Below are 25,677 nucleotides of genomic sequence, written 5' to 3'. Positions count from 1 at the left end.
TTGTGGCTAATTAATTTATCGATTACATTCGCATCATGGACAGAGAAAACACTAAACCGCTCGCTTATTCCTACGTTCGCATGTCGACGGATATGCAGCTTAAGGGCAACAGTTTAGAACGACAGAAAGAAAAATCGAAAGAATATGCAATTCGCCATGATCTTCAATTGGTTGAAAATTTTGAAGATATTGGCGTTTCTGCGTTCAAGGGTAAGAATATTAAGGAGGGAATGCTCGGGGATTTTATCTCCCTTATCGAAAACAAAACTGTCCCTGCTGGGTCTTACCTATTAATTGAATCGCTGGACAGACTCAGTAGAGAAAACATATTTGAATCTATCCCCTTATTCATAAAAATACTTAAGTCCGGAATCAAAATCGTTACACTTATCGATGAGCAAGTGTATGGCGCGGAAAATGCTGATTTCAAAGATTTGCTGTACCCGATGGTTGTACTCAGTCGCGCCCATGAGGAATCGGTCGCAAAAAGTTTTCGAGTTGGCAAAGCATGGGCGAACAAGAGGAAAAACATCCACCAACGCAAACTTACAAAAGTATGCCCCGCTTGGCTGAAGCTGAATACAGACTCAAACTCGTTTGAGGTTATTCCGGGCAGGGATGATGTTGTTAAACGTATATTTGACCTAGCCGATTCAGGATATGGATCTTATTCGATTGGCCGCATTCTCAACAACGAAGGCGTTCTTCCCTTTAGCGAAAATTCAAAGGGTTGGCATGCTTCATATATCACGAGGATACTCAACAACAGATCGGTTTTGGGTGAGTTCCAGCCGCACAAGTTGGTGAATGGAACCGCCGAGCCTGATGGCGATATAGTCCCGGATTATTTCCCACACTTGATTGATGAGGAACAGTTTTTGCGCATTAAACATGCGCGCCGGAAGCGACTGGTCGAAGGAGCTGGTCGAAAAGGTCCTGTGTATCGAAATTTATTTTCGAGAATTGCCAAGTGTGCTTACTGCGCCTCCCCCATGCGCTTTGTACACAAAGGGCAACCACCCAAAGGAGGTCAGTTCCTAAGATGCACCAACGCTGAGCGTCATTTCGAATGCTCCGCATCGGGTTGGCGATATGACCATTTTGAAAACGTATTTCTTTATTTTGTTCATGAACTTGACCTCGTTGAAACTTTAAAACGTGCTGACGAACAATCAGAACGGTACACGCTGGAGCAAAAACTGGTCTCCATTAATGAAAATATACGAGGGAAGAGGGAGCTACTGAATACAACTTTTGACATGCTTCAAACAAGCAATGCCTCCAAGGATTTCATCCAGTCGAAAATTGAAGAGATTTCATCCGAAATTCTGGAACTTCAAAATCAGAAGGGAGCGGTGGAAGCCAAACTGGAGAAAGATGCTGCCCTCGCTCCGGTTGATGACCAACAGATCAAATCGTTGATCAAGGAACTTCAGGATGCTGACGATGGCGATCTGGAGCGAAAACGTCGTGTCGTTGCCAACAGACTCCAGATGATGATCAAATCTCTTACCCTTGCTCCGGACGGTTTGCGAAAAGATGCCGAAAAACTGGTGCTATCTCAATTTGGATCGTCTGAAGCGCTGTTCGATTTCTTCGAAACAGGAGCGCAGTCAGGTGAGGCGAGCACAGGTATGTCCTTCTCCGTCGTTCTGTTGGACGGCATTATGAGACGAGTGACTGTAAGCCGGAGGGAGCCTCTAAAAGTCATACAACTGATAGCCGTCGATAAGCATGGTCTCATTATCGAAACTGAACAAACCCACGAAAGTCTGAAAATCTGACCCTGTTTCAGCGGCAGCAATCCCTTGCTATGGCCTTTTTCAGAAGATCGCGTTGTCTTGACCTAGAATTGACGGGATTCTCGTTTCACCAAGTAAGGAGAAACGATATGGCGAAGCCGAAAAACGTTGCGGACGTTCCCGCCGACAAAGCAATCATCGAGGAAGCGATTTCGGAAGGGAAAAAACTGATTGCTGCTGGCAAATCCAAGATTGATACTGCGTTGGCAATCTACGCAAAGCTGGAAGGGATGGAGCAGGACGTGATTGTCAGAGCATTTATCGAAGGCGCAACACTGACAGAAAAAGGCGCCCTCACGTATTGGTACAACTGCCGACGGCGTCTAGCTAAGGAACGCCGTAGTGAACCCGCCAACAATCACTAAATGCATTATCAAAATCCGTAAATGTTATATATGGGAGGTGGGGACACAACATTTACGGATTTTATCTTTCCACCATCATCAACGGTAAGGGGGAAGGCGTGGAAAAAACTCTAAAATCGAATTGCCCCCTCTCCCCATATTCCTCGTCATCCCACGATTTTTGAGTTTTTTACAGGGCTTCTCCCGGGACAAATAGCTCGATTTCCAATTCGGGGTAATGTTCCACCTGCAACTTCTTCAAGGCTTTGACGACCCTGTCCGTAGCCGGTGTGCAGTGTGGTTCGAACGTCTTTCTTTTGCCGTTGTCGATATCGCTGATTTTGCACGGTATACCGCAAGCCTCCAAGGCAATAACAAAGTCGGCGTGTTTCATTTTTTGTTTGCTTCGGATGAGGTCGAACCCCGCTTGGTGCTGCTGATAAGCTCGTGTCAAGCTTTCCCGAAGCCTTTTTAAATCTCCGTCGGTTTGTCGCAGATACTTCTTGGATCGATCTCCGAGGGAATCTCTTGACGTGCGGTATGTTTCAAACGAGTTGAAATCCTCGAGTGTTTTTAGAAGGTGTGGAGATTTCTTGTCGTAGTTTTCCCAGTTCTCGCGCACAAGATTGAATTCTGCAACGTCCTCCACCGGCCTCGTTTCGAACGTAAGGTGTATGTACTGCTTGCCTTCGAACTCGAAGATAGTATCGCGCGCGTTTTTGGGCTTCCTTTTCCAGTCAAATTCCATTGAAAGTCGCTTGGTCACGGATCGAAAAACGAAATCGGTTTCGCCGCGCAGCATGTCTTTGATACCGACGCCCGATTTGTATTGAATTTTTTGGTCGGGACTGCGGTTGAAGAACAGTCGTAACGTCTCCTGATTCTCTTCAAACAGACCGTTGAGCGGGTTTGTTTTGATGCCTCCTTTTTGTAAGACAATCCCGTTGTCGCCGTCACCCGGTCTCAACGTTGCCGCGCCTCGCGTTCGCCAGCCGACAGGTTGGCGAACTATATGCTTAATCTCCAAAGGACTGCCTTTATCCAGATGACTTCGGGCCTGTCGAAATGATTCGAATAACTCTCCGCTGGTTGCCTTTGTGATATTTTGGTCGCTGGCATTGGAGAGGAAGCCGTCTGTGGTGACACTGAAGACATGTACGTCCTCAGGGAAACCGTTGAGAATTTCGCCGAGGACTGCTCGCGTGTACGACGTGATGAATGATGCAAAATACGGCTGGGTGATCTTGCTCGGTGGAAGGGCTTCCATTCCATCGTTTTGAAGGTTGTATACCCGCTTTTCACGAAGACCTTGGGCCGTTTTGCCGTAGGTGCTGTTGCCGACCTCTTTCCAAAAAAGGTTGTCAAAAGTTCCCTTCTTATGCGCTGTACGCTTTTCGATGCATTCCTTAATGAAATCCCTGAAAACTGGTTGCTTTGGATCGGATGGTACGTGAACGCCCTTGCGGAAAGTCAGTAGCGCTCCGAGTTTCTGGGCAAGATACAGTTCGGGAGCCGAGCACTTCGAGTTGCCCTTACGAGGAAAGATGATTCCATTGGCCGTGCGGACAGGGAGAGTTGGGAAACGTACAGTTTCGGGGAACTCAAAGTCCACGGAGAAGAAACTGAGGTCGAGCGGTCCAACATTATCAAGCGTTGTCAGATTAGTGATATTGTCCCAGTCAGGCATGCCTATCAGTGACATCGCTGTGGTATATGCAGAACTGAGATCGTGGTCCCTCCACTGACCTTCGTCTGCAATGCCGAATATGAACTGCTCGTTTCTGCCGCCATGGTAGGTTTCTGTGATGAACGCCTCGTTGAAATAAGCTTCCTCTTTCAGCGGTGTTACGGTCTTGATTTTGAAATAGCCGTCTTTCTTGCTGAAAAATCTCTCTTTGATGGCCTCTCGCCCCAAGATTTGATTGCTATCCAACCCATCGTTTTTCCATCCAAGAAGCAGCAACCCGGTTCCAAAGGACGTCAACGTTGCAGGCATTTTGAAGGAGTCGAAAAGCTTTGTACTCTGCTGAATTATCCGTTCGGCAAAACGGACGCACACCTGCGCATCGCGGATCGCATACTCACGAAACTCGCTCCACCGTTCCTTTCTGAAACGGGCCATGTTTTCCTTGATTTCCCGCTCTTCCTTCGGCGTCTGACCGAGCTGGATTTTTGGGAAACCGAGAAGATCACCGATATCTGCAAGCGATTTAGCGTTGCTCGGAGCAAGCAGGATAGTGTCGCGGACGATGACGTTGAACTCGGCAATCGGATTATCCTCTTCGCCAAACCTTACTGGAATAGCACTGTCAATGCTGACGAATGTGCTTCTGACATTTGAAGTCAGTCGAGCGTTGTCCTTGAAATCACTGAATGCCGGGAAGTCGGCGCGAATGAAATGCCCTAGAAGGTAGATGGATTTCGGCACCTTCACATCGGGAAATTTCTCGATCAGCGATCCGACCGCAATACCCAGAAACTCGGCGAGCGTTAACCGCTGTTCCGCATCGGGGATAATAATTCCATCTGTTTCAGGCGTGCCAGGCTGTCCATCTTTAGTAATCAGCTTGATCGAGAACTGGTACGAAAGAAGCTCATTTTTTGCACCTGCTTCGATGGAGTTTTCCTGCTCGTTTGCCTTCAAAGACTGATATTCGGTGTCAAAACCAAGGAGCAGATAAGCGCTCGGGTCCTTCCTTGTCTTTCGCTTTTTTCCGGCAACGGGCGGCTCAGAGATGTTCTCGCTCTGAATAGAAACCGTTTTTGTTCTGCCCCCTTCATCGTCGGGTTCGATCTTGAAGGTGAATTTGTTCTCAAGCTTGGGCTTAGGCATCTACGCCCTTTCCGGATTCTACCACATCCATATGTTGGGGAGCGTCGTCATAATCTCGAGGGCTTGCCAGAATACTTGATCTCATAGTGCCGTTGAACGTTGCCCTGCATCGGTAGGATATCTCGATATGCAAAAAGGGAGCCTATGTTGCTGGTAAAACGTGGAAATTCGAAGTTCTGGTATGCGCAGTTTCAAATTGAACATCAAACGATTGTCCGGTCAACAAAGACGACTGACCGCAGAATTGCCCTGCAAGTCGCCGCCAAGATTCGGGCTAATTTCCACTCCGAGTTACTGCTTGGCAAAAAGGAGGCGATTACGTTGGAAACTGCTCTTCATCGATTTGCGAACTCGAAGCTCGGAACCTCGAACTACCGGAATCTGGAAAGTCAGATCAGGGTGATACTGAAAATACTGAATGGCTCGATTCCTTTGATGAAGGTCAACTCCGACACACTGGAACGGTTTCGGCAAAAGCGACTATCCCAAGGATGCGCATCGCAGACTATCAAGCACGGCATGAACTGTCTGATAGGAGCGATTCAGCTTGCTCGGAAGGACGGTTATCAAAGTCCGTCAATCAGCGCGCCCCTCATTAGAACACCCAATTCCAGAGCGCGATATCTGAGTATCGAGGAAGAGCGTCGCCTGCTGCACGAACTGTCCCCCTCACGTGTCGCAAATGGCCTATCTGCTGACCCGTCCCGTCGAGAAGATCGGCAAAAATGGATGCAGGACAATTATGATCTCGTCGTTATGCTAATCGATACCGGAGCGCGCTACAGCGAAATCGCTAACATTGCGTGGCAGGACATTGATTTAACCCGTGGTGAAATACGCCTGTGGCGCTCCAAAGTTCAAAATGAGAGCGTGATCTACATGACGGATCGCGTGGAAACGATCCTGCACCGTCGTCTACGGGAGAGCAATGCGCCAACCGTTTTCGTGAATAAGGCCGGAGAGAAGAGAGGATATTCAGCAACCGCCATTCGCAAGGCCTTCCGTCGCGCTGGCCTTGAAGACTGCACTATTCACACGCTTCGTCATACGCACGCGACGCGCCTTGTTCAAAACGGACTCTCAATCCAAGAGGTCAAGGCTGTGCTTGGTCACTCCGATATTCGAACAACGATGCGATATGCCCATCTTGAACAGGCTGTTGTTACCCGCAAGGCACGTGACGTTGTGAACGGCCTCAATGCCGTTAATTCCTCTGGTGACGGTAGAGCATAAGCATCTCAAGCTTATTGCCTAGCGCGTGAGACACCCGAACTCTCGCTGGAAAGCCTCGGTGTCGCTATAGTGGTACGGCTTCCTTCTATTTCCAATGATCTGCTTCCGTTTCTACCTAGCCTTCTACTTCAGCTGAAAGCGGAGCAATTCAGATTATGCCCCTTACTCGACTCTGTTCGTCAGGATTCGACGAAACAGCTGTGTCCTAAGCTTTGGTCAACTCTTTTATAAATATTAATCTCTCTACTCGGCCTTACGTGTGAAATGATTCCAAAACTTCTTGTCGATTACCGTATCTAACCTTTCCCATACTTCTGGACATCGCAATTGATATCAGCAAAGCCGTCGTCGGCAATATTGACTTGTCCGCGCAAGCTCGGTGGGAACTGCTAAGAATGCACCGAAAGCTTCCTGCAGTTCCCTCCAAACCTCAATAAATCCTGTGGATTGATCTAGATCAATTCTGATTTCACATCTTTGTACAACGCAACCAATTCGGCCATGCCCATGTCTAGGATTGGCTCATACATAAACGCATTCAGGTGTATATTGGCTGGCGTGATTAAATTAACGCGGCGCAGAATCCCGATAGTCTCTGTTTGATTGTTGAACAAACCCTTGAATTTTCCGAACAATTCCCCTGTTTGCTTTTTCGCTACATCATACTCCGGTTCGCTGGAACGTATTTTGACTATCATGTAGCGTTCGGCCCAAATTCTAATCGCAATCGACAGAGCTATCTTGTGCTCAAGATTTATACCATCTGCCACATTCTCACATTCGTCAGCAGCTGCAAATAAGTACTCGATAACGCTTTGTTTTAGATCAATATCTGGGAACTGGCAGCTGACTAAATGACTTTCAAAAACAGCTTTGTAATCTTGAACGGTAAGACCTTCAGTCTCGTCCTTGAAATGGAGCATCCTAGTGAGTTGCTGATAGTCAACGCTAGTGTTTCCTTCAGCATCTTTATCGCCCTGAGTATACTCGATTAGATTTCGCAGAAACGGAATGTAAGCTATTAGAACTGAAGGCTCAGCCAACCTGCCCTGCCATTTACGAAACGGACTTTGAATATCAGTCCTTTCGAATGGCTCCAGCTTGATTCCATCATTGGTCCGAAAGGCCAGCCTACACTGATGTGCCGGGCAAATTTGCCTACTCGCAACGGTGCGAAGGAAATCGAAGTTATGAGTCAAAACGATAGCCAGAAAATCGACGCCCTCGACCTTGGTTACATCTTCTAGGAAATCAATGACTGCGAACTTATTCTTATAGTCAAACGAGTCCGAAATATCGTCAAAAATGAAGAGGGTCTTGGTGCGGTTCTTCCACCGCACAAACACCTCATACATGATATCCAAGATGTAGAGCGCTCTGCCTTCGCCAGTGCTCAGCGCCCGGAGTAGGTCTTGCTTTTCTGATGGAGCATATCTCCTCTCGTCCTCGGCTTCCTTGACAATGAACGCTATGGACGGAGCACTACCTTTCAGGATCGCATCTGCTTTGTTCTCAACAGCAAGCTCGAATGGAAGATAAAGAAAACGACGATTGAAGTCCGTAACAACGGTATCCCAATCAACCCTACTTCCATCCGCCTCGGTGACAATTTCGGCTAGGGCACTTTGGCCGGTTCTATACTCTGAAACGAGCGTCTTGTACTCACCAAATGCAACCAGAAGATACTGTATCCAGAGGGCACGCTTCAGACCTTCCGGATCGCTCAGCATCGGCAGAAGGTGTTTATTCTCGGTAATATAGTCCCGGAAAACCTGTAGCTCTTTGTTTTTCAGCTTCGAGTTGAATGTGTCGAACTTCTTCGCTACTGCGTCATCGTTCAGTACCCGACGCTTCTCCTCTTGAATGCGCTCCCTAAGAGATTGGTCCGACGAGACCTCTTCCATCTTGTCGGTGTTTTTATCTACCAAGCTAATGCGATGTCCCGCACTGAAGAAGTTGTTCGCCTCAAGCTGCTGCTGAACATTTGCAACATTGTGATATTGAAAGCTCCTTCGAAGGATTGGAGATTGCTCAGTTATCTCGTCATATTTTTGCGCGAAATCTTCGACCGCTGCCGCTACATCTTCGCTGGAAAGGAATTGTTGGACTTTTTGGTCATAAATGATTTTATAATCAGTTTTACAGAGGTCTGATTGGCTAGTTGCGGCAAGTTCATCCTCTACTGCACAAAGTGCTTCATAGTAACTTCCGCCAAAGACTTCCTCGATAATCGAGTCTAAATTTTCCCTCGATCGTTCACCGAACCCTGCAGCATTCCTGAGAGCTTTATCCAAAGCCTTTTTTGCTTCGCTAATATTTTTATGTATTTCCTCGTACTTTGACCTGAGTTCGGCGTTTGCGAGTAGAGTAGATACTTGGCTCGATGAGAATTTGTCATCGTAAGACTTAACGACGAAGATTTCCTCTTTCTTAAGCTCTTCGCCATTCAGCGTTACTTCACAAACTGGCTTGCGGTCGGGAAAATGTTGATCTTTCGGCATGTTGCCTTCTGAAAGGTCAATCATTGTTTTTGCAAACGATGTTTTCATGACCCCGTTCGGCGCGTAGATTGCGAAGCCTTTATGCTTGAACTCCAGCTTCGCGTCTAATTTCCCAATTCCGTAGCAATATCTAAGATTTATGTTCAGCGTGTCGGTCACCATATTCTCCAAGTCATGCCTGCCCCAATAAGTTGTTTCAATTTGGCCCTAACTATCCCCTGCACACAAGAAAATATTCACCGCAAAAACACTGTCTCCCGGTCCTTTTTAGCTAACATGTTCGCTATGCAGATCTTACAGGCTTCGCGTAGGCAACGGGTATCTCGTTACTTTCAATTCAGCGTCATCGGCAAGGGGTCCCGTTTAAACGCCGATTGACATCAAAGTGCAGCTCCGCCACGTCTTTTCCACGTCTACGATATCATCGAACTTCTGGAATGCGACCGACGCTTTTACGCCTTGAGGATGCCTTTCGCATAGATCTCCGGCTCAATCTTCTCGGAAAGAGCACGATAGGACGCATCGATTTCACCTTGGCGAGCAGAAACCGCTATACCTTGGCCGACCAACGCCTCTAATGTATTGCGAATCTGATACCAGCCCACGTCGGGCCTGTTTAGCTTGAAATCGTCGCGAATGCTCTTCGCGATCTGCTTCTTCTCGACGGCTTTGAAGTACGCCGCCCAGACCTTTCGCCCATCAGCCAGAACCTTCTTGGCTTCCTTTGAGAGCTTTAGGGTTGCGAGATGGCTCGACATAAAGTCAGATTCGAAGCGGCTTGACGCCCCCACTTCCTCCTCAGAGTAAGGGATAAAATGGTTCACCAGTGACCAGCTCTTTCCCTGCCAAACAAGGCCATCGGCGCCGACAGAAAGGTTCCTATTGTTAAAGAGCATCCAGACTAGGCAATCGTTGGCCATCTCTTCGGGGATGTCGTGGGAAGGGATAAGGAATTGGTCGCGATCGTTAAGCCAGGTCTGCCGGATGATACGCCTTGCGGTGAACACGACAGCAGACTGCCACAGGTTTTCCTTTGTCACCAGAAAGCCCCCGGCGCTGGCGTAACCGGAAGAAAAGAGAACGGTGACGCCCGCGTTCTGGAGGTCTGATCCCTTGCTGATCATACCGCCAATGGCACCGTCAGCCCACTTGGTGCCCCGAACATCACCTGTGCGTGTGGTTGGCTCAAGCGCATTTGTCAGGGGCAACGCCGGTGTCGCGTTGGGCTTCGCGCGCTTGATCCAGGCATTGAGCAACCCGTCTTTTGGGACGTCGTAGAAGCGTTTTGCCCCGATCGGCTTGGCATGCGTGTTGAGAACCTCCGCCTCGATTTCAAATGGCTCCTTGCGTTTCTTGGCTGTGTCCCATACCAAAAAACCAATGGGAAACTCACCTTTCAGCCCGTCGAAAGTATGGCTGGGGACGACGAACCCGCCCAGATATCGGGCATTCCACTTATCACGGAAGCCGTCGAAGTTTGGAGCGTTGACGTACTTGAGCTTTGAGAACATGGCCACGATTGCATTGGGGAGCTCGGTCTGGATTCGCAGCAGGAACTGGATGAAAAGTTCCCTTCGCGCGAACCCAACGTTACCGCCCAAAGCACGTCCCACCACCGTGGTCGCTACGCCTGTGCCGGCATTCATGGCCTCGGCATAGGGAGGGTTGATTAGTACGACGATCTTCTCCTTGGCGGCGATGGCGTCCCGGAGTTCCTTCGGGAGCTTGTTCGTGAGACTGTAGTCTATCTTGCCGTCTTCGGTGACATCGTCGTTGAGATAGTCGTACTGGAATCGGTGAGCGGCAACACAGGTCTTGGTCGCCTTCATAACGTCGACATCGGACTGGTCGAGGGTCGACATGAACAGGTTGCGGTGATTAGAGTGTTTGACTTCGAGGTTCCCGACCCCGCAGCACATGTCCCAGACTTTGTACTTCTTCTGCCAGTTTTTCCCCAGCACGAAGGCCAGATGATCATAGGCTTTGTCGACGACATGCAGCGGGGTGTAGAATGCGCCCTTGAAGACGCGCTCCACTACCGGGATTAGGCTGTCTCTGCGCTCGAGAATCTCGTTCCGATAGTCCTTCTTGGGAGGGCGGTGGTAAATCGACCAGAAGCGACGGTAGCCTTCTACGTTGCGAAGGGCATGTAACTTACCGTGAAGGTCGAACACCGGATCACCGTCCCTGAAGAGCAGTGTGGCGGTCAGATCCTTGTGAGTCGAAACGGTGCCGTCATTCATGATGTCGGCAAAGAAGAGAAGGTTGAAGCTGTCTTCCTCGACATCCTCGATCTCCTGACCGATCATTTCCACCCACTTATCGAACACCTGCTTGAGATTGTCCGGGGTGATCTGAGTCCGGATAATAGCGCCGGACGCGATTGCGTCCTTTACCGTCGTGACGAACTCTGCGGCATCGTTCTTGATATTGAAGGCCACGAAGTGCGTGCCGATGTGTATTGAGATCGCATCCACGGCCTCCTTAGGCACTGCTGAAGCAGACTTGCCCCACTTGATGGTCTTCTTAGCCAAGAACGGGATCACGTGGCTGCTCTGCATCAGAGCCGCCTTCTCAGTGTCTATTACACACAGCAACGCCGGAACATGCTCGCCCTTGTTCAACGCCACCTGCACATAGTGAAGCAACTGAGTGAACATCTCATAAAAGGTCCAAGAACCGTTGGCCTTCGCCTCAAACCAAACTTCTTTTGTTTGGATATCAATGATGTTCTTGGAGTAGCTTTTTAGTCCGAGAACTTTGATGTAGGCATCCTTGACATCTTCTTCGCTTTTCGCCTTCTGCAGACTGGTATAAAGCCCCACGTTCAATACCTTCCGATGTGCGCAAGTTATCCCTCCGCGAGGGAAGTACAGCATTTCCATTAAAGAAAACGATTCCGACATAATAGCATTGATCATTCTACCGCAACCGGCACAAGAGGCACGAATCTGTTCCTACCCTCGCGATTGTGGTTCCTGCTGCTGCAATCACTTTGCGCACGATACTTGCCATTTGGTCGTAGCCTGCCATACGGGTCACCCCTTCACGACAACATCTTTGATCCAGAAAACAATATTCAGGAAAATTCTCATAAAAGTAAGAAATATTATCGCTCATTAAGAATAAATACATCACGACAAAATATCTGTAGGCCTATACGTCGTGTAAATACCTTCGCATATACGCCTACGATTATACCAATTTTACATTTCCTCCCATTTTTTCGGTCAGGAGATTTAAATTACTATTATATAAGGATGGATAATTTGAATAATATAAAATTATTAAATGAATACGCTAAATGGATAGATGATAAAATTCTTCATTATTCAAATTGCTACATTGGCAATGATATGAAAATTAATTCAAAAGAATTTATTGAGAACTACGGATATTACATAACATTTAATTTTGATATTCAGAAGATTATACGTAAATATCAATTACTGCCGTCATCTCACCATCAGATCAATGAGAGAAATTTCAAAAATGTCAGGTTCTTGTACAACTTAATATGTCGAGAGGTGTTAGGGCGTAATTTTATGAAAAATTCTAACGGCTTACCTCTAGTAATAATGTGTTCAGATGTAAACAATACGAAGTTCTGGTCATACAGCGGTGATATTACCAACCTCCATATACACTCGATCTGGATATCTAACCCAGTTATCAATGTCGATTTGGATCAATCTATATCAAGTATATTAGAAAGTGATACGTCTGAAAACTTCGACTTTCGTGATGTACATATCGAGCGTATCACGTCATATGACCTAACCGCTGATGCCCCTTCAAGAATTGCTACATATACGGCGAAATTCATACCGTTTAACACCCACGAACCGGACATAGCATCCGACATCAGAATATTGCCTGAGTACAATTCTCAATTATGATACTTGGGACAGGATGTCAGATATTAGCTGTCTCCACGGCTATCTGAAGCTTTTGATGACGTACTTTTCGCCGATCTCATAGCTTACGAGTTGACCATTTTCGCATGAATAATTCGAATCGGAATCCGCCGCACCAAATGCAACACCAACTTGGTCAGGTTCCTCAAAGCTGATGTACCACTGTTTGGTATCTTCTTTTTGTAATTTCATGAGAATGTACGTGAAGCATCTGGAGTCTGCATCGTTCAGTCCTCGTTGAAGATAGACTTCGGTTTTCCGATCCAGCTTATCTAAACGCATTTTTTCCGCGTAAGCCGGGGATAGATGACCTACGAATAGCGCCATCAAGCACACTGTGGGAACCAAGGGAATTCTCATCTGTTCGCGCCTCCGTCAACATGACCACTCGATGTCAGTGTGCATTTCAACTCATGAGGAATGCACGCGATTCTAGGCGTTGAGCAAACCAGTTCGCGACCACCCAAAGAACAAGTGATGCATCCGTCATCTATCGCAGTGCACGTCTTGTTCTCGCTCAAGATTTGATCGGCTGCCTCCACTAAACTGGGCCTCTCCGATTCAACCGGAACGGGTGTCTCTGCTGCACCCAAGAGAAGTACCAGCATGGAAAGCCCCAAACCATTCCAGATTCTTGTTTTCAGGATGTTTGAAGACTGTTCACGGTTGGTTTTGACGGAGTTTAGCACTCCTAACTCCTATATCAGGACGACAGTTTTGTAGGATCGACGTTAACGTGAATCACCGGAGCAACGACGTTGTGATTGGAAACATTCGCTGACGCACGCGCTAACCCGTTCAGTAAATTAGCTTGACGGACCATTGAGCCTAGCATGAACAGGTCGATCAGTTGGCCAATTCCCAGCAAACCGAGAGTGCAAAGCCAAAGCAAGCCTGTCCACGGTCTACCCAGGTAGAAGCGGTGAAGTCCGCATAGCCCAACGAAGCCGCAACACCACAACAAGAATGCTGTCACTCCTGATTTCACTATCATTCCCTTTCTCGAGACAAATCGGTTCTTTCCTCAAAAAATAGAGGGAAAGCACCTGAAACCCATATCAATGGATAAGTTTTTGGAAATTATTATATAATTAGACTGGTTTCAACTGAAATATAATACCTCTGGATATTCTTTTGCGCAGTTTCTTGTCTCATCAGATATGAATGACGAGTACCCGCTCCACGACAACAACCGCGCGAAGCTTTGGCGAACGCCTCAAAACTGCGAGAAAATATTTCGGATTAACGCAGGACGAATTGGCGTTGAAGTCCGGACTATCAACGATCACGCTCAGTAAATTGGAGTCTGGAGTAAACAAGCCGTCTTATGACGCGGTCCTCTCACTCTGTAACTCGTTGGAAATTGAACCAAATTATTTCTTCGGTTGGTCGGATGAAATGTCTGAGCATACCAAATCGGAGCGCCGTCTGAAGCTGCGGAGCCTTATCCTTCATGCGGAAAAGCTGGACGATGCATGGATAGACGAATTAATTTCACTTTCAAAACTCGCGTCATCCCGCCAATGATCGGCTAATTCTACGTTCCAAGGGACGATGAATTAGTGTAAACATTCTAATTTAATTAGCCCATACATCGACATGCCCATCTTGCCCGGTGCCACCATCACCTGCACATCGACAGGCACCGCCTCTATGCCCTGAAAGGCGACTGTCCCCACGCGCGCTACCATATGCCCCCGCACAACACGCAACTCACCTAAAAGATGAGGAAATACTTAAATACAACCATAAGATTTAAGCATTTTCGACGGGCGCAATCAAGAGACAGGGCCGATCTGATTGCGTCAGACCGGCCCTGTAAATATTCTCTCTGAAGGTGCGCGTGTTACTTGCGCTTGGCTTCAACTGCATCCCAGAACAGGGCAGCGATATTGGTGCCGTCGAAGCGCTCAATCTCGCGAATACCCGTTGGCGAGGTCACATTGATCTCGGTCATGTAATCGCCAATCACGTCGATACCGACGAGGATGAAGCCGCGCTCTTTCAGCGACGGGCCGATACGGGCACAGATTTCCTGTTCACGCGCTGTCAGCTTGCTTTGTTCTGCACGGCCACCGACATGCATGTTGGAACGCGCATCGGTTTCCGAAGGCACGCGATTGATTGCACCCACCGGCTCGCCGTCGATGAGGATAATACGCTTGTCGCCTGCGCGCACATCTTTGAGATAACGCTGCGCGATAAACGGCTCCCTGAAAAGCTGGCCGAACATTTCCAAAAGCGATGTCAGATTGCGGTCGCCATCAGCCAGATGGAACACGCCTGCACCGCCATTGCCATAGAGTGGCTTCAAGATGATATCGCCAAACTCGCGGCGGAACTCCAGAACCTCCTGCGGATCCTTGGTGATCAGCGTTTCCGGCATCAGATCGGGGAATTCGGTGACGAAGATTTTTTCCGGGCTGTTGCGGACCCATGCCGGATCGTTCACCACCAGCGTCTTTGGATGAATACGCTCCAGAAGATGCGTTGTGGTGATGTAATTCATGTCGAACGGCGGGTCCTGACGCAGCAGCACCACATCCATTTCCGTCATATCGCGACGCACCGGCTCGCCCAGTGTGAAATGATCGCCCTTGATGTCGCGAACTTCCAGCTTTTCCAGACGTGCCGAGACAACGCCATCGCGCATGGAAAGGCGGTCCGGCGTGTAATGATACAGCTCATGGCCGCGCTTCTGCGCTTCAAGCGACAGAGCAAAAGTGGTGTCACCCGTAATATTGACCGTGCTGATATGGTCCATCTGGACCGCAACTTTTAGCGACATGATTTCCTCGCGATTCTCAGTTGCCGGAACTTAAAACGGAATGGGCAGGCAACATAGCCCTTTCTGCTTACACAAATATTTGTAGCTGGATCGCTGCCCTGCCCTTCATTATGTTGAAACGGCAAAGCCCGGGAGGAACAGGTGAGCGTAGTCAAGACAACCATATTTGCTGAATATATCGCGGAACTGGGGGAAGGTCCGGGCTATGATCCGCTGACCGGTCAGTGCTGGTGGTTCGATATTCTCGGTCACAGACTGATCGAGAAAGACGATAGCGGTGAAATCCGCACGCATGATCTCGGTATGAAAGCCAGCGCACTTGCGGTTATCGATCGTGAGCGGCAGTTGATCGTCAGCGAGCACGGGCTTTTTGTGCGCGAGCGCGCCAATGGACGTCTGACGCTGCACCATCCGCTCGAAGCCGATAACGACGCCACGCGCTCCAATGATGCCCGTGTGCACCCATCCGGTTCCTTCTGGATCGGCACGATGGGCAAAAAAGCGGAACCGGATGCAGGTTCGATCTGGTGGTATCGCGAGGGGCAAGTCAAAAAGCTTTTCTCTGGCATCACGATCACCAATTCGATCTGTTTTTCGCCAGATGGCAAGATCGCTTATTTTGCAGATACCGACCGTAACATCATCTGGCGCGTCGATACGGATCCCGAAACCGGCCTGCCGACATCGGAGAAAAGCGTCTTTCACCATCGTGTCGAAGATGGTGGCGTTGATGGCTCGGTGGTTGATGCGGAAGGCACCTTGTGGAATGCCTGCTGGGGCGGAAGCGCGCTGAACGCTTATTCGCCGCAAGGGCGTCTCTTACGCTCGATCAAACTGCCCGTTACCCAGCCAACCTGCCCGGCCTTCATTGGTGCAGACGCCTCGGTCCTGATTGTCACCAGTGCACATGAAGGCATGAATGAAAATGCCCGCAATGCGGATCCGCACGCGGGCAAGGTCATATTGCTTGATCTGTCTGTCGCAGGCCGTCACGACCCGCCAGTCAGGCTTTGAAAATTACACGCCTTCAACGATAACGATTTCGCCGTCCGCTACAGTCTGGCGGATGGCTTTTGCCGCCTGATATTCCGGCGAATTGTAACAATCAAGCGCGTGCTGCATGGTTTCAAATTCGATGATGACGTTGCGCGCGCGGCCCGGTCCTTCGACGGCTTCGGCTTTGCCACCGCGTGCGATGAACTTCGCCCCATAGCGCTCGAAAGCAGGCTTGGCGGTCGAAACATAATCCTTGTAACGCTCCGTATCACGGGCATCCACACGGGCGATCCAATAAGCTTTGGTCATTAGGTCCTCCTCAGAAATCGATTAGAGCGCCGGGCGTCCTATTGGACGCCCAAAGGTCGCTCTAACCCTTTAAAATCAGAGCATAATTTTACCTTAAACTGATCCAAGTTTAAGGAATTATGCTCTAGGCAACCGAGCGCATTTCTTCGAGAATGGCAAGGGCTGAAGCCTTGCGATCCGCTGCGCCGACAATTGGTCGCGCAACAACGAGATGGCTTGCACCGGCTTTCAGCGCATCGGCTGGCGTCATCACGCGCTTCTGATCACCCTTCTCGGCTCCCGCCGGGCGAATACCGGGCGTTACAACTGCCATATCGGGACCGATTGCCTGACGAATTGCAAAAGCTTCAGCAGCGGAAGCCACAATCCCACCCATACCAGCGTCGCGCGCCTGTTGCGCACGCTTGAGCACCAGTGCTTCCGGCGTATCGGAATAGCCTGCTTCTTTGAGATCGGCATCATCCATCGAGGTGAGAACCGTCACACCCAGCAGGCAAAGATCAGACCCTTTGGCTGCTTCCACAGCCGAGCGCATGGCTTTTGGATAAGCGTGGAGGGTGAGCATGGAAACGCCCATCTTCGCGACATTTTCCACGCCCTTGGCGATGGTGTTGTCGATGTCGAGGAGCTTCATGTCGAGGAAGATTTTTTTCTTCGCGGCAATCAAGCTTTTTGCGAAATCAAGACCGCCTGCGAACACCAGCTGATAGCCGATCTTGTAGAACGTCACAGCATCGCCCAGTTCTTCGACCACTTTTTCCGCTTCAGCAACGGTTGGCACGTCGAGGCCCACGATCAGCTGATCGCGCAAATCTTTCGTCGTCATGGAAATCTCCGCTGTAATTTTTGTTTTATTCGCACAACAGGGCGCGGTACGAAAGATACCGCGCCCTGAAATATGCAGATAGAATTGATTATCGGCTTGCTTATTTGGCCGAATGCGCAATCAGGCTTTTGCAAACAGCGGTGAGCATTTTCGCCTGCCGTTCGTTTTTGAGCGTGCCGTCGTCATCAAACGCATCGGCAGCACCGCCCACAGAGCATTGCTCTGTCACAATCTGCGTACCGACATTCATCAAAACAGCGCGCAGGTGATAAAGCCCGCGCATACCGGCAAAGGCACCGTTGGAAGTCGAGCACAGTCCAACCTTCAAACCCGCATAAGGCCTAAACGGCTTGTCACCATCCCTGGAAATACGACTGACCCAATCGACTGTATTTTTAAGCAGCGGCGGGATCGACGCATTATATTCCGGCGAACAGATCATCAGCCCGTCATGCTCGGCAAAGAGACGACCAAGCTTCATGGCATTTTCAGGAATACCCTCTTCGGCTTCCAGATCTTCATTCATGATTGGAAGCTGATAATCGGCCAGCGTTATGCGCGTAACCTTCGCACCCTGTCGCATGAGTTCTTTTTCGGCTGCATCGGCCATCTGGTCCGAAAATGCACCCGTGCGGATAGAGCCCGCAAAAACGAGAATTCGTGCAGTCATTATTACTCCAGTTATCAGGCAAGCGGGCGGCGATAGACCCAGAGCTGTGCAGGCGGTACATTGCGCACGACAAAATCATAATGCTGCACACTATAATTGCCCTTGCCTGCCGGAACCGGTGGACGCGGACCATAGGTGATCTGTATGAGCGGACGGCCGCGCGGAATACGCGACAAAAGATCTTCCATCAGCTGAATACGGCTTTCCATCGGGAAATTCAGCATAGGTACAGCAGAAACGATACTGTCGAATTTCTGATCTTTCATGTCCCCCAAAGCGCTATCAAGATCGAACACATCGCCCTGAATGATGTTCACATCTGGGAAGGTCCGGTCGAGATGTTCCACGAAATCCGGTGAATATTCAACCGAGTAGAGATCGGCTGGCTTCACACCTTGGGCAAGAATGGCTTTGGTGATCACACCTGTGCCCGGTCCAAGCTCTAAAACAGGCAGGCCTGATTTTGTATCGATGACGCTCGCCATGCGTCGCGCCGTAATCGAACTCGTCGGCAATATTGCACCGACCGCCTTTGGTCCGTCTATCCAACCTTTGAAAAAACGGATTTCTTCATCGAACTTAGCGGCCAGTTTCCTGCCGAGCTGCCCTGCCATTCTTCATTGCTCCCATTGTCGTTATCAGGCAAGTTTATGCCGCATTGGAGTATTTAGGCAAGGCGACATTAAGGAATGCATTAAAAAAAGGGAGCCAAACGGCTCCCTTTTTTCACTCACCTATACCTTCGAAAAACTCCTTCATCCGGGAGAAGAAGCCTGCCGATTTCGGGCTATTCTCCTTGGATGAGAGCTGTTCAAATTCCGTCAGCAACTCGCGTTGCCGTTTGGACAGGTTCTGCGGTGTCTCAATATCAATCTGGATATAGAGATCGCCCACTGCCTGCTGGCGCAGAACCGGCATGCCCTTGCCCTTGAGTCGGAACTGTTTGGCATTCTGGGTGCCTTCTGGCACCTTCACACGCGTCTGGGTGCTGTCGAGCGTGGAGACCTCAAAATCTCCGCCCAGTGCCGCCGTGGTCATCGAGATCGGCACTTTGCAGTAAAGATCGGCACCGTCGCGCTGGAAGAACTCGTGTGGCTTGACCGACAGGAAGATATAGAGATCGCCCGATGGGCCGCCGCGCGTTCCGGCTTCACCTTCGCCTGCGAGACGAATACGGGTGCCATCTTCAATACCGGCCGGAATGTTGACCGAAAGCGAACGCTCCTGCGTCACACGGCCCTGACCGTGACACTTGCCGCAAGGGTCCTTAATGATCTGACCGCGACCGTTACAGGTTGGGCAGGTGCGCTCTACAGAGAAGAAGCCCTGCGCAGCACGTACACGACCCGAACCCGAACACATGGTACAAGTGGTCGGCTGCGAACCGGCCTTAGCGCCCGAACCCGAGCATTCATCACAGGTAATGGATGTCGGCACACGGATCTGTGCAGCCTTGCCGGAATAGGCTTCCTCAAGGGTGACTTCCATATTGTAGCGCAGATCGGCACCGCGTTCGCGTCCGCCATTGGAGCGACGGCGACCGCCACCCATCATCTCGCCAAAAATATCTTCGAAAATATCGGCAAAACCACCGGCTCCACCGAAACCGCCGCCACCGCCAAAACCATTGCCCATGCCGCCATTTTCAAAGGCTGCATGACCGAAACGGTCGTAGGCTGCGCGCTTTTGCGGGTCTTTCAGCGTTTCATAGGCTTCGCCGATTTCCTTGAACTTGCGTTCAGCATCCGGATTATTCGGATTGCGATCCGGATGGTACTCCATGGCGAGCTTGCGAAAGGCGGTTTTGAGCACCTTATCGTCTGCAGTTCGCTCCACACCCAGAGCTTCGTAATAATCGATCTTCATAGTTCGTTATCCCGACGGCTGGATCGCATCCATTTTCCGGATAGCGTCTCCACGGTCCCATTTTTCGCAAAGCGGCCTCTAAATGACCTGTCTGCTGGACTGTTTTTATTTTTGTCCGTCCGGTGCAACCGTCCCGAAAGGCCGCAAAAGCCCGGGAATGACCCGGGCTTAAGCTTTACGGACAAGGCTTACGACTTTTTCTTGTCGTCGTCGATTTCTTCGTAATCGGCGTCAACGACATCGTCGTTAGAAGAAGCGTGCTCACCACCTTCAGCGCCACCTTCTTCAGCAGCCTGTGCTGCTTCATACATGGCCTGACCAAGCTTCATCGAAGCTTCGGCAAGTACTTGCGTCTTCGCCTTGATATCTTCAGCATCATCGCCTTCAAGCGAGGTCTTCAGCGCTGCGATTGCGCCTTCGATTGCCTGCTTGTCTTCAGCCGAAACCTTGTCACCATATTCCTTCAACGACTTTTCAGACGAATGAAGCAGGCTTTCACCCTGGTTCTTGGCTTCAACCGCATCGCGACGCTTCTTGTCAGCTTCAGCATTTGCTTCAGCATCCTTGACCATCTTTTCGATGTCAGCGTCCGAAAGACCACCCGATGCCTGAATGCGGATCTGGTGTTCCTTGCCTGTGCCCTTGTCCTTTGCAGACACGTTCACAATGCCGTTGGCGTCGATGTCGAAAGTGACTTCGATCTGTGGAACGCCACGCGGTGCCGGCGGAATGCCAACGAGGTCGAACTGGCCGAGGATCTTGTTGTCGGCAGCCATTTCACGCTCGCCCTGGAAGACGCGGATCGTCACGGCCGACTGGTTGTCTTCAGCGGTCGAGAAGGTCTGCGACTTCTTGGTCGGAATCGTCGTGTTGCGTTCGATCAGGCGGGTGAATACGCCACCGAGCGTTTCAATGCCGAGCGAAAGCGGGGTCACGTCGAGCAGCAGAACGTCCTTGACGTCGCCCTGCAGAACGCCGCCCTGAATTGCCGCGCCCATGGCAACAACTTCGTCCGGGTTCACGCCCTTGTGTGGTTCCTTGCCGAAGAAAGCCTTAACGACTTCCTGGATCTTCGGCATACGGGTCATACCGCCAACCAGAACCACTTCATCGATATCACCAGCCTTCAGGCCTGCATCGCGAAGAGCTGCCTTGCATGGCTCGACCGTGCGCTGAACGAGGTCGTCAACAAGGCTTTCAAACTTCGAACGCGAAAGCTTGATTGCAAGGTGCTTAGGACCGGTCTGGTCAGCCGTGATGAACGGCAGGTTGATTTCGGTCTGCTGAGCGGACGAAAGCTCGATCTTGGCCTTTTCGGCAGCTTCCTTGAGGCGCTGCAGAGCAAGCTTGTCTTTCTTAAGATCGATGCCCTGTTCTTTCTTGAACTCGGCAACCAGATATTCGACCAGACGCATGTCAAAGTCTTCACCGCCCAGGAACGTGTCACCGTTGGTGGACTTCACTTCAAACACGCCGTCACCGATTTCGAGAACCGAAACGTCGAACGTGCCGCCGCCAAGATCGTAAACAGCGATGGTCTTGCCTTCGCTCTTGTCGAGACCATAAGCAAGAGCTGCAGCCGTTGGTTCGTTGATGATACGCAGAACTTCAAGACCAGCGATCTTGCCGGCATCCTTGGTTGCCTGACGCTGAGCATCGTTGAAGTATGCCGGAACCGTAATAACGGCCTGGGTAACAGTTTCACCCAGATAGGATTCAGCGGTTTCCTTCATCTTCTGAAGGATCATCGCGGAAACCTGCGATGGGGAATATTTCTTGCCGTGGGTTTCAACCCATGCATCGCCATTGTCACCCTTGACGATCTTGTAAGGCACAAGATCCTTGTCCTTGGTGACCATTGGGTCATCAAAGCGGCGGCCAATAAGGCGCTTTACGGCAAACAGGGTGCCTTCAGGGTTGGTGACAGCCTGACGCTTCGCAGGCTGGCCAGCGAGGCGTTCGTCACTATCACTGAAAGCGATGATCGAAGGCGTCGTGCGAGCACCTTCAGCATTTTCGATGACCTTCGCGTTTTTTCCGTCCATGACGGCAACGCAGGAGTTGGTCGTTCCCAGATCGATACCAATAACTTTAGCCATATTTCTCTCCATTCAGCAAACCGCCTGAACCTCTACCGAGCGTTCCATAGGCGGCTCCTATCGGTTTCACAATGCTTGCTTCAAGGTTGCGGTACGGATGATCACCATTGACCAACCGGGCCTGTCATCAAAGCCTCGTGCGTGGCGTATATAAGAAAGGCAGTTTTTTACTGCAAGTCACAAGCTATGTGACTCAGAAAGATTTCTTCCTGACAGTTGTTCCAGTCACACAAATCAGACATTCACGAAACCGTCGCTTTTACCAGCACGATATATAGCATCGATGAATTTCTGATTTGCCTTCGAGTTTTCCAGAGAAAACAGCATCACACCTTCACCTTTCGTGGCACGCACGAAATTTTCGGCCTGAAGCTGGTAGTGGTTTGTATCGGAGAACGACCATTCGGTCGCTTCCGTATGCCCACCATTATAGAGCGTAATGCGGCCATGACCATATTTGCCGGTATTAAATGGTGCATGAACTTCGATAAAGCCCTTGTCGCCGTGGAAAACCATGGTCTGGCGGGCGCCAAGCTGGGTTGCGACATAGAAAGTCAGGTCGAAACCATCGAATCGCGCCGACACATTGGCATAGCGATCGGTGCCGAACTTCGGATCGAACTCAACCGAGGCCTGAACCGATAACGGTTCTTTTTCGGTCACCATGCGCGTCACGACGGTCGGATACACGCCGATATCCGGCAGCGCACCGCCGCCGAGTTCCGGCTGATTGCGCATATTGCCCGGATCATTGTTGAAATAGCTGAATGCGCCCTGCACATGACGCAGAGTGCCAATCGCACCTTCTTGCAGAAGAAAACGCAGCTTGATCCATTGTGGATGGTAATAGACCATGAAGGCTTCGGCTACCGTAACCTTATGCTTGTCGCGCGCGGCAATCAGCTGATCGATATCCCCGGCCTTCAATGCAATCGGCTTTTCACAAAGCACATGCTTGCCCGCCTCAGCTGCTTTCAGCGTCCATTCGATATGCTGCGAGGTCGGCAGCGGGATATAAACGCCATCCACTTCATCGCTTGCCAGCAGTTCTTCATAGGAACCGAAGGCGAGCGGTGCACCGAAGCGGTCAGCAACAGCGCGAGCGCGTGCATGATCGCGGCTGGCAATCGCATGAACCACACCATTGTCGGAAGCACTGAGCGCCGGAATGACCTGTGTAACACCGATCTTGGCGGTGGAAAGAATACCCCAACGAAACATGCTATTCCCTTCTTCCAAACTTTGCCTGGTCTCGTGCTTTCAAGCAGAGTTCCAGCACGCGCAATGCACCTCGGCATCATATTTTGTGGCTATCGATGGCACGATTGATGCCGAATATGAAACAAAAAATTCGCACCACTGAAACGTTCCAATGAGGTTCGGCAGAACGAAATGCCTTACGCCACCAGAAAGCGGTGCTGCATCTCATAAGACCCGCGAAAGAAATCGATGAATGCGCGCAGAGCGGGCCGCATCTGGCGGCGGCTTGGGTAATAAAGATAAAGGCCCGCAAAAGGCTGGCACCAATCTTCCAGTACTCTGACCAGACGCCCGTCCTCCAGCGCATCCCGAACATGATCTTCAAACAGATAGGCGAGGCCAACACCATTGAGAATGGCTTCAAGAATCAGTCTGTCATCATTGAGAATAAGCGGTCCTCTGATTGCAACCTCTATCTCTTTGCCTGCTTTTTCAAATTCCCAGTTGTAAATCTGACCGCTGGAGAAGCGTTGACGCACACAGTGATGCTGCATCAGATCGTTCGGATGTTCCGGAACTGGAAATCTGGTGAAATAAGAGGGAGAACCCACGATTGCTGCACGCAGATCGCTTGTCAGGCGGGCGCAGATCATATCGGCCTCAAGGCTTTCGCCAAGCCGCATACCGGCATCAAAACCGTCAGCCACAATATCAGTGAGCGCACTCTCTATTGTCAGATCAAGTGTGATGTCGGGGTGGGCTTTGGCAAACTCACCGAGCCGTGGCGCAAAGACAAACTGCGCTGCGATATGCGGCATCGTAATCCGCAGAGTGCCTGCCGGGCGCTCGCGCGCTTCGATCGCAGCACCCAGCGCCTGATGAATTTCCTCTAGCGCAGGCGCGAGCCGTTCCAGTAACTGTCGTCCTGCATCGGTCGGCGCCACGCTGCGTGTGGTGCGCGACAAAAGCCGAATACCAAGACTGTCTTCAAGGGCCGCAACAGCATGACTGACTGCGGATGGCGCAATCGACAATTCTCTCGCCGCACCACGAAAGCTGCCATGGGCTGCAACCGCGGCCAGAACTGCCAGTTGGGAAAGCTGATTTCGATTCATTGTTCTAAAATATAGAATAACCCGTGAAAATAAATCAGTATTATCGAACGCCTGTTCGAGAGTTAGTTTCAGCCTAACCGGACGCCATGCACTTTCAGGGTTTCCGTGCTCCCCAGATTTTAGAACTCGTCCCGAAAGGAATATCGATGAAAACGCGCAAGCTTGGCCAGGAATTGACTGTCTCCGCAATCGGTCTTGGCTGCATGGGCATGAGCTATGCCTATGGCGGACAGGAAGAACAGGATGCCATCCGCACATTGCACCGTGCTTTTGATCTCGGCATCACATTCTTCGATACGGCTGAGGTTTATGGTCCTTATGAGAATGAAAAGCTCTTGGGCAAGGCGCTCAAGCCATTTCGTGACAAGGTGACCATTGCTACGAAATTCGGCTTCAAGATCGAAGACGGCAAATCATCTGGTGTGGACAGCCGCCCCGAAAATATCCGTGCCGTGGCAGAAGCCTCTTTGAAGCGCCTTGATATCGAAACGATTGATCTCTTTTATCAGCATCGCGTTGATCCGAATGTCCCGATCGAAGATGTGATCGGCACCATGAAAGACCTGATCGATGAGGGTAAAATCCGCACCATCGGCCTCTCCGAGGCAGGTGTAAAGACAATCCGCCGTGCGCATGCAGTCCACCCGATTGCAGCTCTTCAGAACGAATATTCCCTCTGGACACGTGATCCGGAACAGGGTGTTCTGGCACTGTGTGCCGAACTCGGCATCGGCTTCGTGCCCTATAGCCCGCTCGGTCGCGGCATGCTGACGGGACAGGTGCGCTCGCAATCCGATCTGGCAGAGGGTGATTTCCGCAAGACGCTTCCCCGCTTCCAGCCGGGCAACCTCGAAGCCAATAACAAACAGGTCGATCTGATTGCTGAGATCGCGCGCGAAAAGCAGGTGACACCGGCGCAGCTGGCGCTCGCCTGGGTACTCAATCAGGGCGATTTCATTGTTCCCATCCCCGGCGCCCGCAAGATCAACCATCTGGAAGACAATGCAAAAGCAGTCAATGTGACATTGACCACCGAAGAACTTGAACGGCTGAACACGCTTTTCGATTCTGAGAAGATTGCAGGCAAACGTTATACCGAGGCCTCGCTCGCCATGACCGGGCTTTAAAACAAATATTTAGAGCGCCGATCTGATCCAATCAGATCGAAACGCGCTCTA

Annotated in this window: 20 protein-coding genes and 1 pseudogene; 6 read left to right on the top strand and 15 right to left on the bottom strand. The window is 50.4% G+C overall.

All coding sequences use genetic code 11. The annotated features are described in order from the left end of the window. Positions 1–35 precede the first annotated feature (35 nt). On the top strand, positions 36–1,784 hold the full coding sequence (locus CEV33_RS13555) for a recombinase family protein (RefSeq protein WP_094540977.1): 1,749 nt from the start codon (positions 36–38) through the stop codon (positions 1,782–1,784). Positions 1,785–1,891: 107 nt separating this feature from the next. Continuing rightward, complete coding sequence (locus tag CEV33_RS13550; protein ID WP_094540976.1) at positions 1,892–2,167, top strand: hypothetical protein; 276 nt, start codon at positions 1,892–1,894, stop codon at positions 2,165–2,167. Positions 2,168–2,336: 169 nt separating this feature from the next. On the opposite strand, the gene CEV33_RS13545 is transcribed toward CEV33_RS13550, so the two are convergent. Beyond that, entirely contained in the window at positions 2,337–4,979 is a 2,643-nt protein-coding gene (locus tag CEV33_RS13545; RefSeq protein ID WP_094540975.1) for a DNA polymerase, read from the bottom strand. Between the two features lie 144 nt (positions 4,980–5,123). On the opposite strand from CEV33_RS13545, the gene CEV33_RS13540 reads away from it, so the two are divergent. Next, positions 5,124–6,212 (top strand): tyrosine-type recombinase/integrase, encoded by a 1,089-nt coding sequence (locus CEV33_RS13540; RefSeq protein ID WP_094540974.1) that lies wholly within the window; start codon positions 5,124–5,126, stop codon positions 6,210–6,212. Positions 6,213–6,664: 452 nt separating this feature from the next. Here the strand turns inward: CEV33_RS13540 and CEV33_RS13535 are convergent, their stop codons facing one another. The 4 genes from CEV33_RS13535 to CEV33_RS13515 all read right to left on the bottom strand — a co-directional run bounded on the left by CEV33_RS13535 (position 6,665) and on the right by CEV33_RS13515 (position 13,624). Next, positions 6,665–8,875: a hypothetical protein gene (locus CEV33_RS13535; RefSeq protein ID WP_094540973.1), complete on the bottom strand. Its 2,211-nt coding sequence runs from the start codon at positions 8,873–8,875 to the stop codon at positions 6,665–6,667. Between the two features lie 290 nt (positions 8,876–9,165). After that, positions 9,166–11,634: a hypothetical protein gene (locus CEV33_RS13530; RefSeq protein ID WP_235818425.1), complete on the bottom strand. Its 2,469-nt coding sequence runs from the start codon at positions 11,632–11,634 to the stop codon at positions 9,166–9,168. Between the two features lie 1,017 nt (positions 11,635–12,651). Further along, positions 12,652–12,990 carry a hypothetical protein gene (locus tag CEV33_RS13520; protein WP_141211590.1) on the bottom strand — a complete coding sequence of 113 codons (339 nt, stop codon included), beginning with the start codon at positions 12,988–12,990 and terminating at the stop codon, positions 12,652–12,654. Between the two features lie 343 nt (positions 12,991–13,333). Next, a complete protein-coding gene (locus tag CEV33_RS13515; RefSeq protein ID WP_235818424.1) occupies positions 13,334–13,624 on the bottom strand; it encodes a TM2 domain-containing protein in 291 nt (96 codons plus the stop codon). A gap of 170 nt (positions 13,625–13,794) precedes the next feature. Here CEV33_RS13515 and CEV33_RS13510 point away from each other — a divergent pair, with 170 nt between their 5' ends. After that, a complete protein-coding gene (locus CEV33_RS13510; protein ID WP_094540970.1) occupies positions 13,795–14,157 on the top strand; it encodes a helix-turn-helix domain-containing protein in 363 nt (120 codons plus the stop codon). Positions 14,158–14,213: 56 nt separating this feature from the next. Here CEV33_RS13510 and CEV33_RS24805 read toward each other — a convergent pair. Together CEV33_RS24805 and gshB are read right to left on the bottom strand one after the other, a co-directional pair. After that, positions 14,214–14,321 (bottom strand): annotated as a pseudogene (locus CEV33_RS24805) (magnesium chelatase domain-containing protein); the annotation flags it as partial. 155 nt (positions 14,322–14,476) lie between these two features. After that, entirely contained in the window at positions 14,477–15,418 is a 942-nt protein-coding gene (gene gshB / locus CEV33_RS13500) for a glutathione synthase (RefSeq protein WP_094540969.1), read from the bottom strand. A gap of 141 nt (positions 15,419–15,559) precedes the next feature. On the opposite strand from gshB, the gene CEV33_RS13495 reads away from it, so the two are divergent. Then, a complete protein-coding gene (locus tag CEV33_RS13495; protein WP_094540968.1) occupies positions 15,560–16,432 on the top strand; it encodes an SMP-30/gluconolactonase/LRE family protein in 873 nt (290 codons plus the stop codon). A gap of 3 nt (positions 16,433–16,435) precedes the next feature. Here the strand turns inward: CEV33_RS13495 and CEV33_RS13490 are convergent, their stop codons facing one another. The 8 genes from CEV33_RS13490 to CEV33_RS13455 all read right to left on the bottom strand — a co-directional run bounded on the left by CEV33_RS13490 (position 16,436) and on the right by CEV33_RS13455 (position 24,499). Then, the gene (locus CEV33_RS13490) at positions 16,436–16,723 is read right to left on the bottom strand and encodes a DUF1330 domain-containing protein (protein WP_007872716.1); all 288 of its coding nucleotides are present in this window, start codon (positions 16,721–16,723) and stop codon (positions 16,436–16,438) included. Between the two features lie 124 nt (positions 16,724–16,847). Then, the gene (gene pyrF / locus CEV33_RS13485; protein ID WP_094540967.1) at positions 16,848–17,549 is read right to left on the bottom strand and encodes an orotidine-5'-phosphate decarboxylase; all 702 of its coding nucleotides are present in this window, start codon (positions 17,547–17,549) and stop codon (positions 16,848–16,850) included. Positions 17,550–17,649: 100 nt separating this feature from the next. Continuing rightward, positions 17,650–18,219 (bottom strand): NADPH-dependent FMN reductase, encoded by a 570-nt coding sequence (locus CEV33_RS13480; protein ID WP_094540966.1) that lies wholly within the window; start codon positions 18,217–18,219, stop codon positions 17,650–17,652. Between the two features lie 14 nt (positions 18,220–18,233). Further along, positions 18,234–18,833: a phospholipid N-methyltransferase PmtA gene (gene pmtA / locus CEV33_RS13475; protein ID WP_094540965.1), complete on the bottom strand. Its 600-nt coding sequence runs from the start codon at positions 18,831–18,833 to the stop codon at positions 18,234–18,236. 112 nt (positions 18,834–18,945) lie between these two features. Then, a complete protein-coding gene (gene dnaJ / locus CEV33_RS13470) occupies positions 18,946–20,085 on the bottom strand; it encodes a molecular chaperone DnaJ (RefSeq protein WP_094540964.1) in 1,140 nt (379 codons plus the stop codon). Positions 20,086–20,273: 188 nt separating this feature from the next. Beyond that, positions 20,274–22,184: a molecular chaperone DnaK gene (dnaK, locus tag CEV33_RS13465; protein ID WP_094540963.1), complete on the bottom strand. Its 1,911-nt coding sequence runs from the start codon at positions 22,182–22,184 to the stop codon at positions 20,274–20,276. Between the two features lie 234 nt (positions 22,185–22,418). Then, the gene (locus CEV33_RS13460) at positions 22,419–23,405 is read right to left on the bottom strand and encodes a Gfo/Idh/MocA family protein (RefSeq protein WP_094540962.1); all 987 of its coding nucleotides are present in this window, start codon (positions 23,403–23,405) and stop codon (positions 22,419–22,421) included. 176 nt (positions 23,406–23,581) lie between these two features. Beyond that, entirely contained in the window at positions 23,582–24,499 is a 918-nt protein-coding gene (locus CEV33_RS13455) for a LysR family transcriptional regulator (RefSeq protein WP_094540961.1), read from the bottom strand. Positions 24,500–24,645: 146 nt separating this feature from the next. Here CEV33_RS13455 and CEV33_RS13450 point away from each other — a divergent pair, with 146 nt between their 5' ends. After that, positions 24,646–25,626, top strand: a complete 981-nt coding sequence (locus CEV33_RS13450) for an aldo/keto reductase (RefSeq protein ID WP_094540960.1) — start codon at positions 24,646–24,648, stop codon at positions 25,624–25,626. The last annotated feature ends 51 nt before the right edge of the window (positions 25,627–25,677 follow it).

The organism is Brucella grignonensis (assembly GCF_002252505.1).
GTDB classification, from domain to species: domain Bacteria; phylum Pseudomonadota; class Alphaproteobacteria; order Rhizobiales; family Rhizobiaceae; genus Brucella; species Brucella grignonensis.
This window is presented reverse-complemented; position numbering and strand designations above follow the sequence as displayed.

Excerpts from the sequence above, each read along its gene's own strand:
- gshB (WP_094540969.1), bottom strand. The coding sequence starts at position 15,418 with ATGTCGCTAAAAGTTGCGGTCCAGATGGACCATATCAGCACGGTCAAT.
- CEV33_RS13510 (WP_094540970.1), top strand. The coding sequence starts at position 13,795 with ATGACGAGTACCCGCTCCACGACAACAACCGCGCGAAGCTTTGGCGAA.
- CEV33_RS13460 (WP_094540962.1), bottom strand. The coding sequence starts at position 23,405 with ATGTTTCGTTGGGGTATTCTTTCCACCGCCAAGATCGGTGTTACACAG.
- CEV33_RS13535 (WP_094540973.1), bottom strand. The coding sequence starts at position 8,875 with ATGGTGACCGACACGCTGAACATAAATCTTAGATATTGCTACGGAATT.
- CEV33_RS13520 (WP_141211590.1), bottom strand. The coding sequence starts at position 12,990 with ATGAGAATTCCCTTGGTTCCCACAGTGTGCTTGATGGCGCTATTCGTA.
- CEV33_RS13545 (WP_094540975.1), bottom strand. The coding sequence starts at position 4,979 with ATGCCTAAGCCCAAGCTTGAGAACAAATTCACCTTCAAGATCGAACCC.
- dnaK (WP_094540963.1), bottom strand. The coding sequence starts at position 22,184 with ATGGCTAAAGTTATTGGTATCGATCTGGGAACGACCAACTCCTGCGTT.
- CEV33_RS13455 (WP_094540961.1), bottom strand. The coding sequence starts at position 24,499 with ATGAATCGAAATCAGCTTTCCCAACTGGCAGTTCTGGCCGCGGTTGCA.
- CEV33_RS13480 (WP_094540966.1), bottom strand. The coding sequence starts at position 18,219 with ATGACTGCACGAATTCTCGTTTTTGCGGGCTCTATCCGCACGGGTGCA.
- CEV33_RS13490 (WP_007872716.1), bottom strand. The coding sequence starts at position 16,723 with ATGACCAAAGCTTATTGGATCGCCCGTGTGGATGCCCGTGATACGGAG.
- CEV33_RS13540 (WP_094540974.1), top strand. The coding sequence starts at position 5,124 with ATGTTGCTGGTAAAACGTGGAAATTCGAAGTTCTGGTATGCGCAGTTT.
- dnaJ (WP_094540964.1), bottom strand. The coding sequence starts at position 20,085 with ATGAAGATCGATTATTACGAAGCTCTGGGTGTGGAGCGAACTGCAGAC.
- CEV33_RS13450 (WP_094540960.1), top strand. The coding sequence starts at position 24,646 with ATGAAAACGCGCAAGCTTGGCCAGGAATTGACTGTCTCCGCAATCGGT.
- pmtA (WP_094540965.1), bottom strand. The coding sequence starts at position 18,833 with ATGGCAGGGCAGCTCGGCAGGAAACTGGCCGCTAAGTTCGATGAAGAA.
- CEV33_RS13550 (WP_094540976.1), top strand. The coding sequence starts at position 1,892 with ATGGCGAAGCCGAAAAACGTTGCGGACGTTCCCGCCGACAAAGCAATC.
- CEV33_RS13515 (WP_235818424.1), bottom strand. The coding sequence starts at position 13,624 with ATGATAGTGAAATCAGGAGTGACAGCATTCTTGTTGTGGTGTTGCGGC.
- CEV33_RS13555 (WP_094540977.1), top strand. The coding sequence starts at position 36 with ATGGACAGAGAAAACACTAAACCGCTCGCTTATTCCTACGTTCGCATG.
- CEV33_RS13530 (WP_235818425.1), bottom strand. The coding sequence starts at position 11,634 with ATGATCAATGCTATTATGTCGGAATCGTTTTCTTTAATGGAAATGCTG.
- pyrF (WP_094540967.1), bottom strand. The coding sequence starts at position 17,549 with ATGACGACGAAAGATTTGCGCGATCAGCTGATCGTGGGCCTCGACGTG.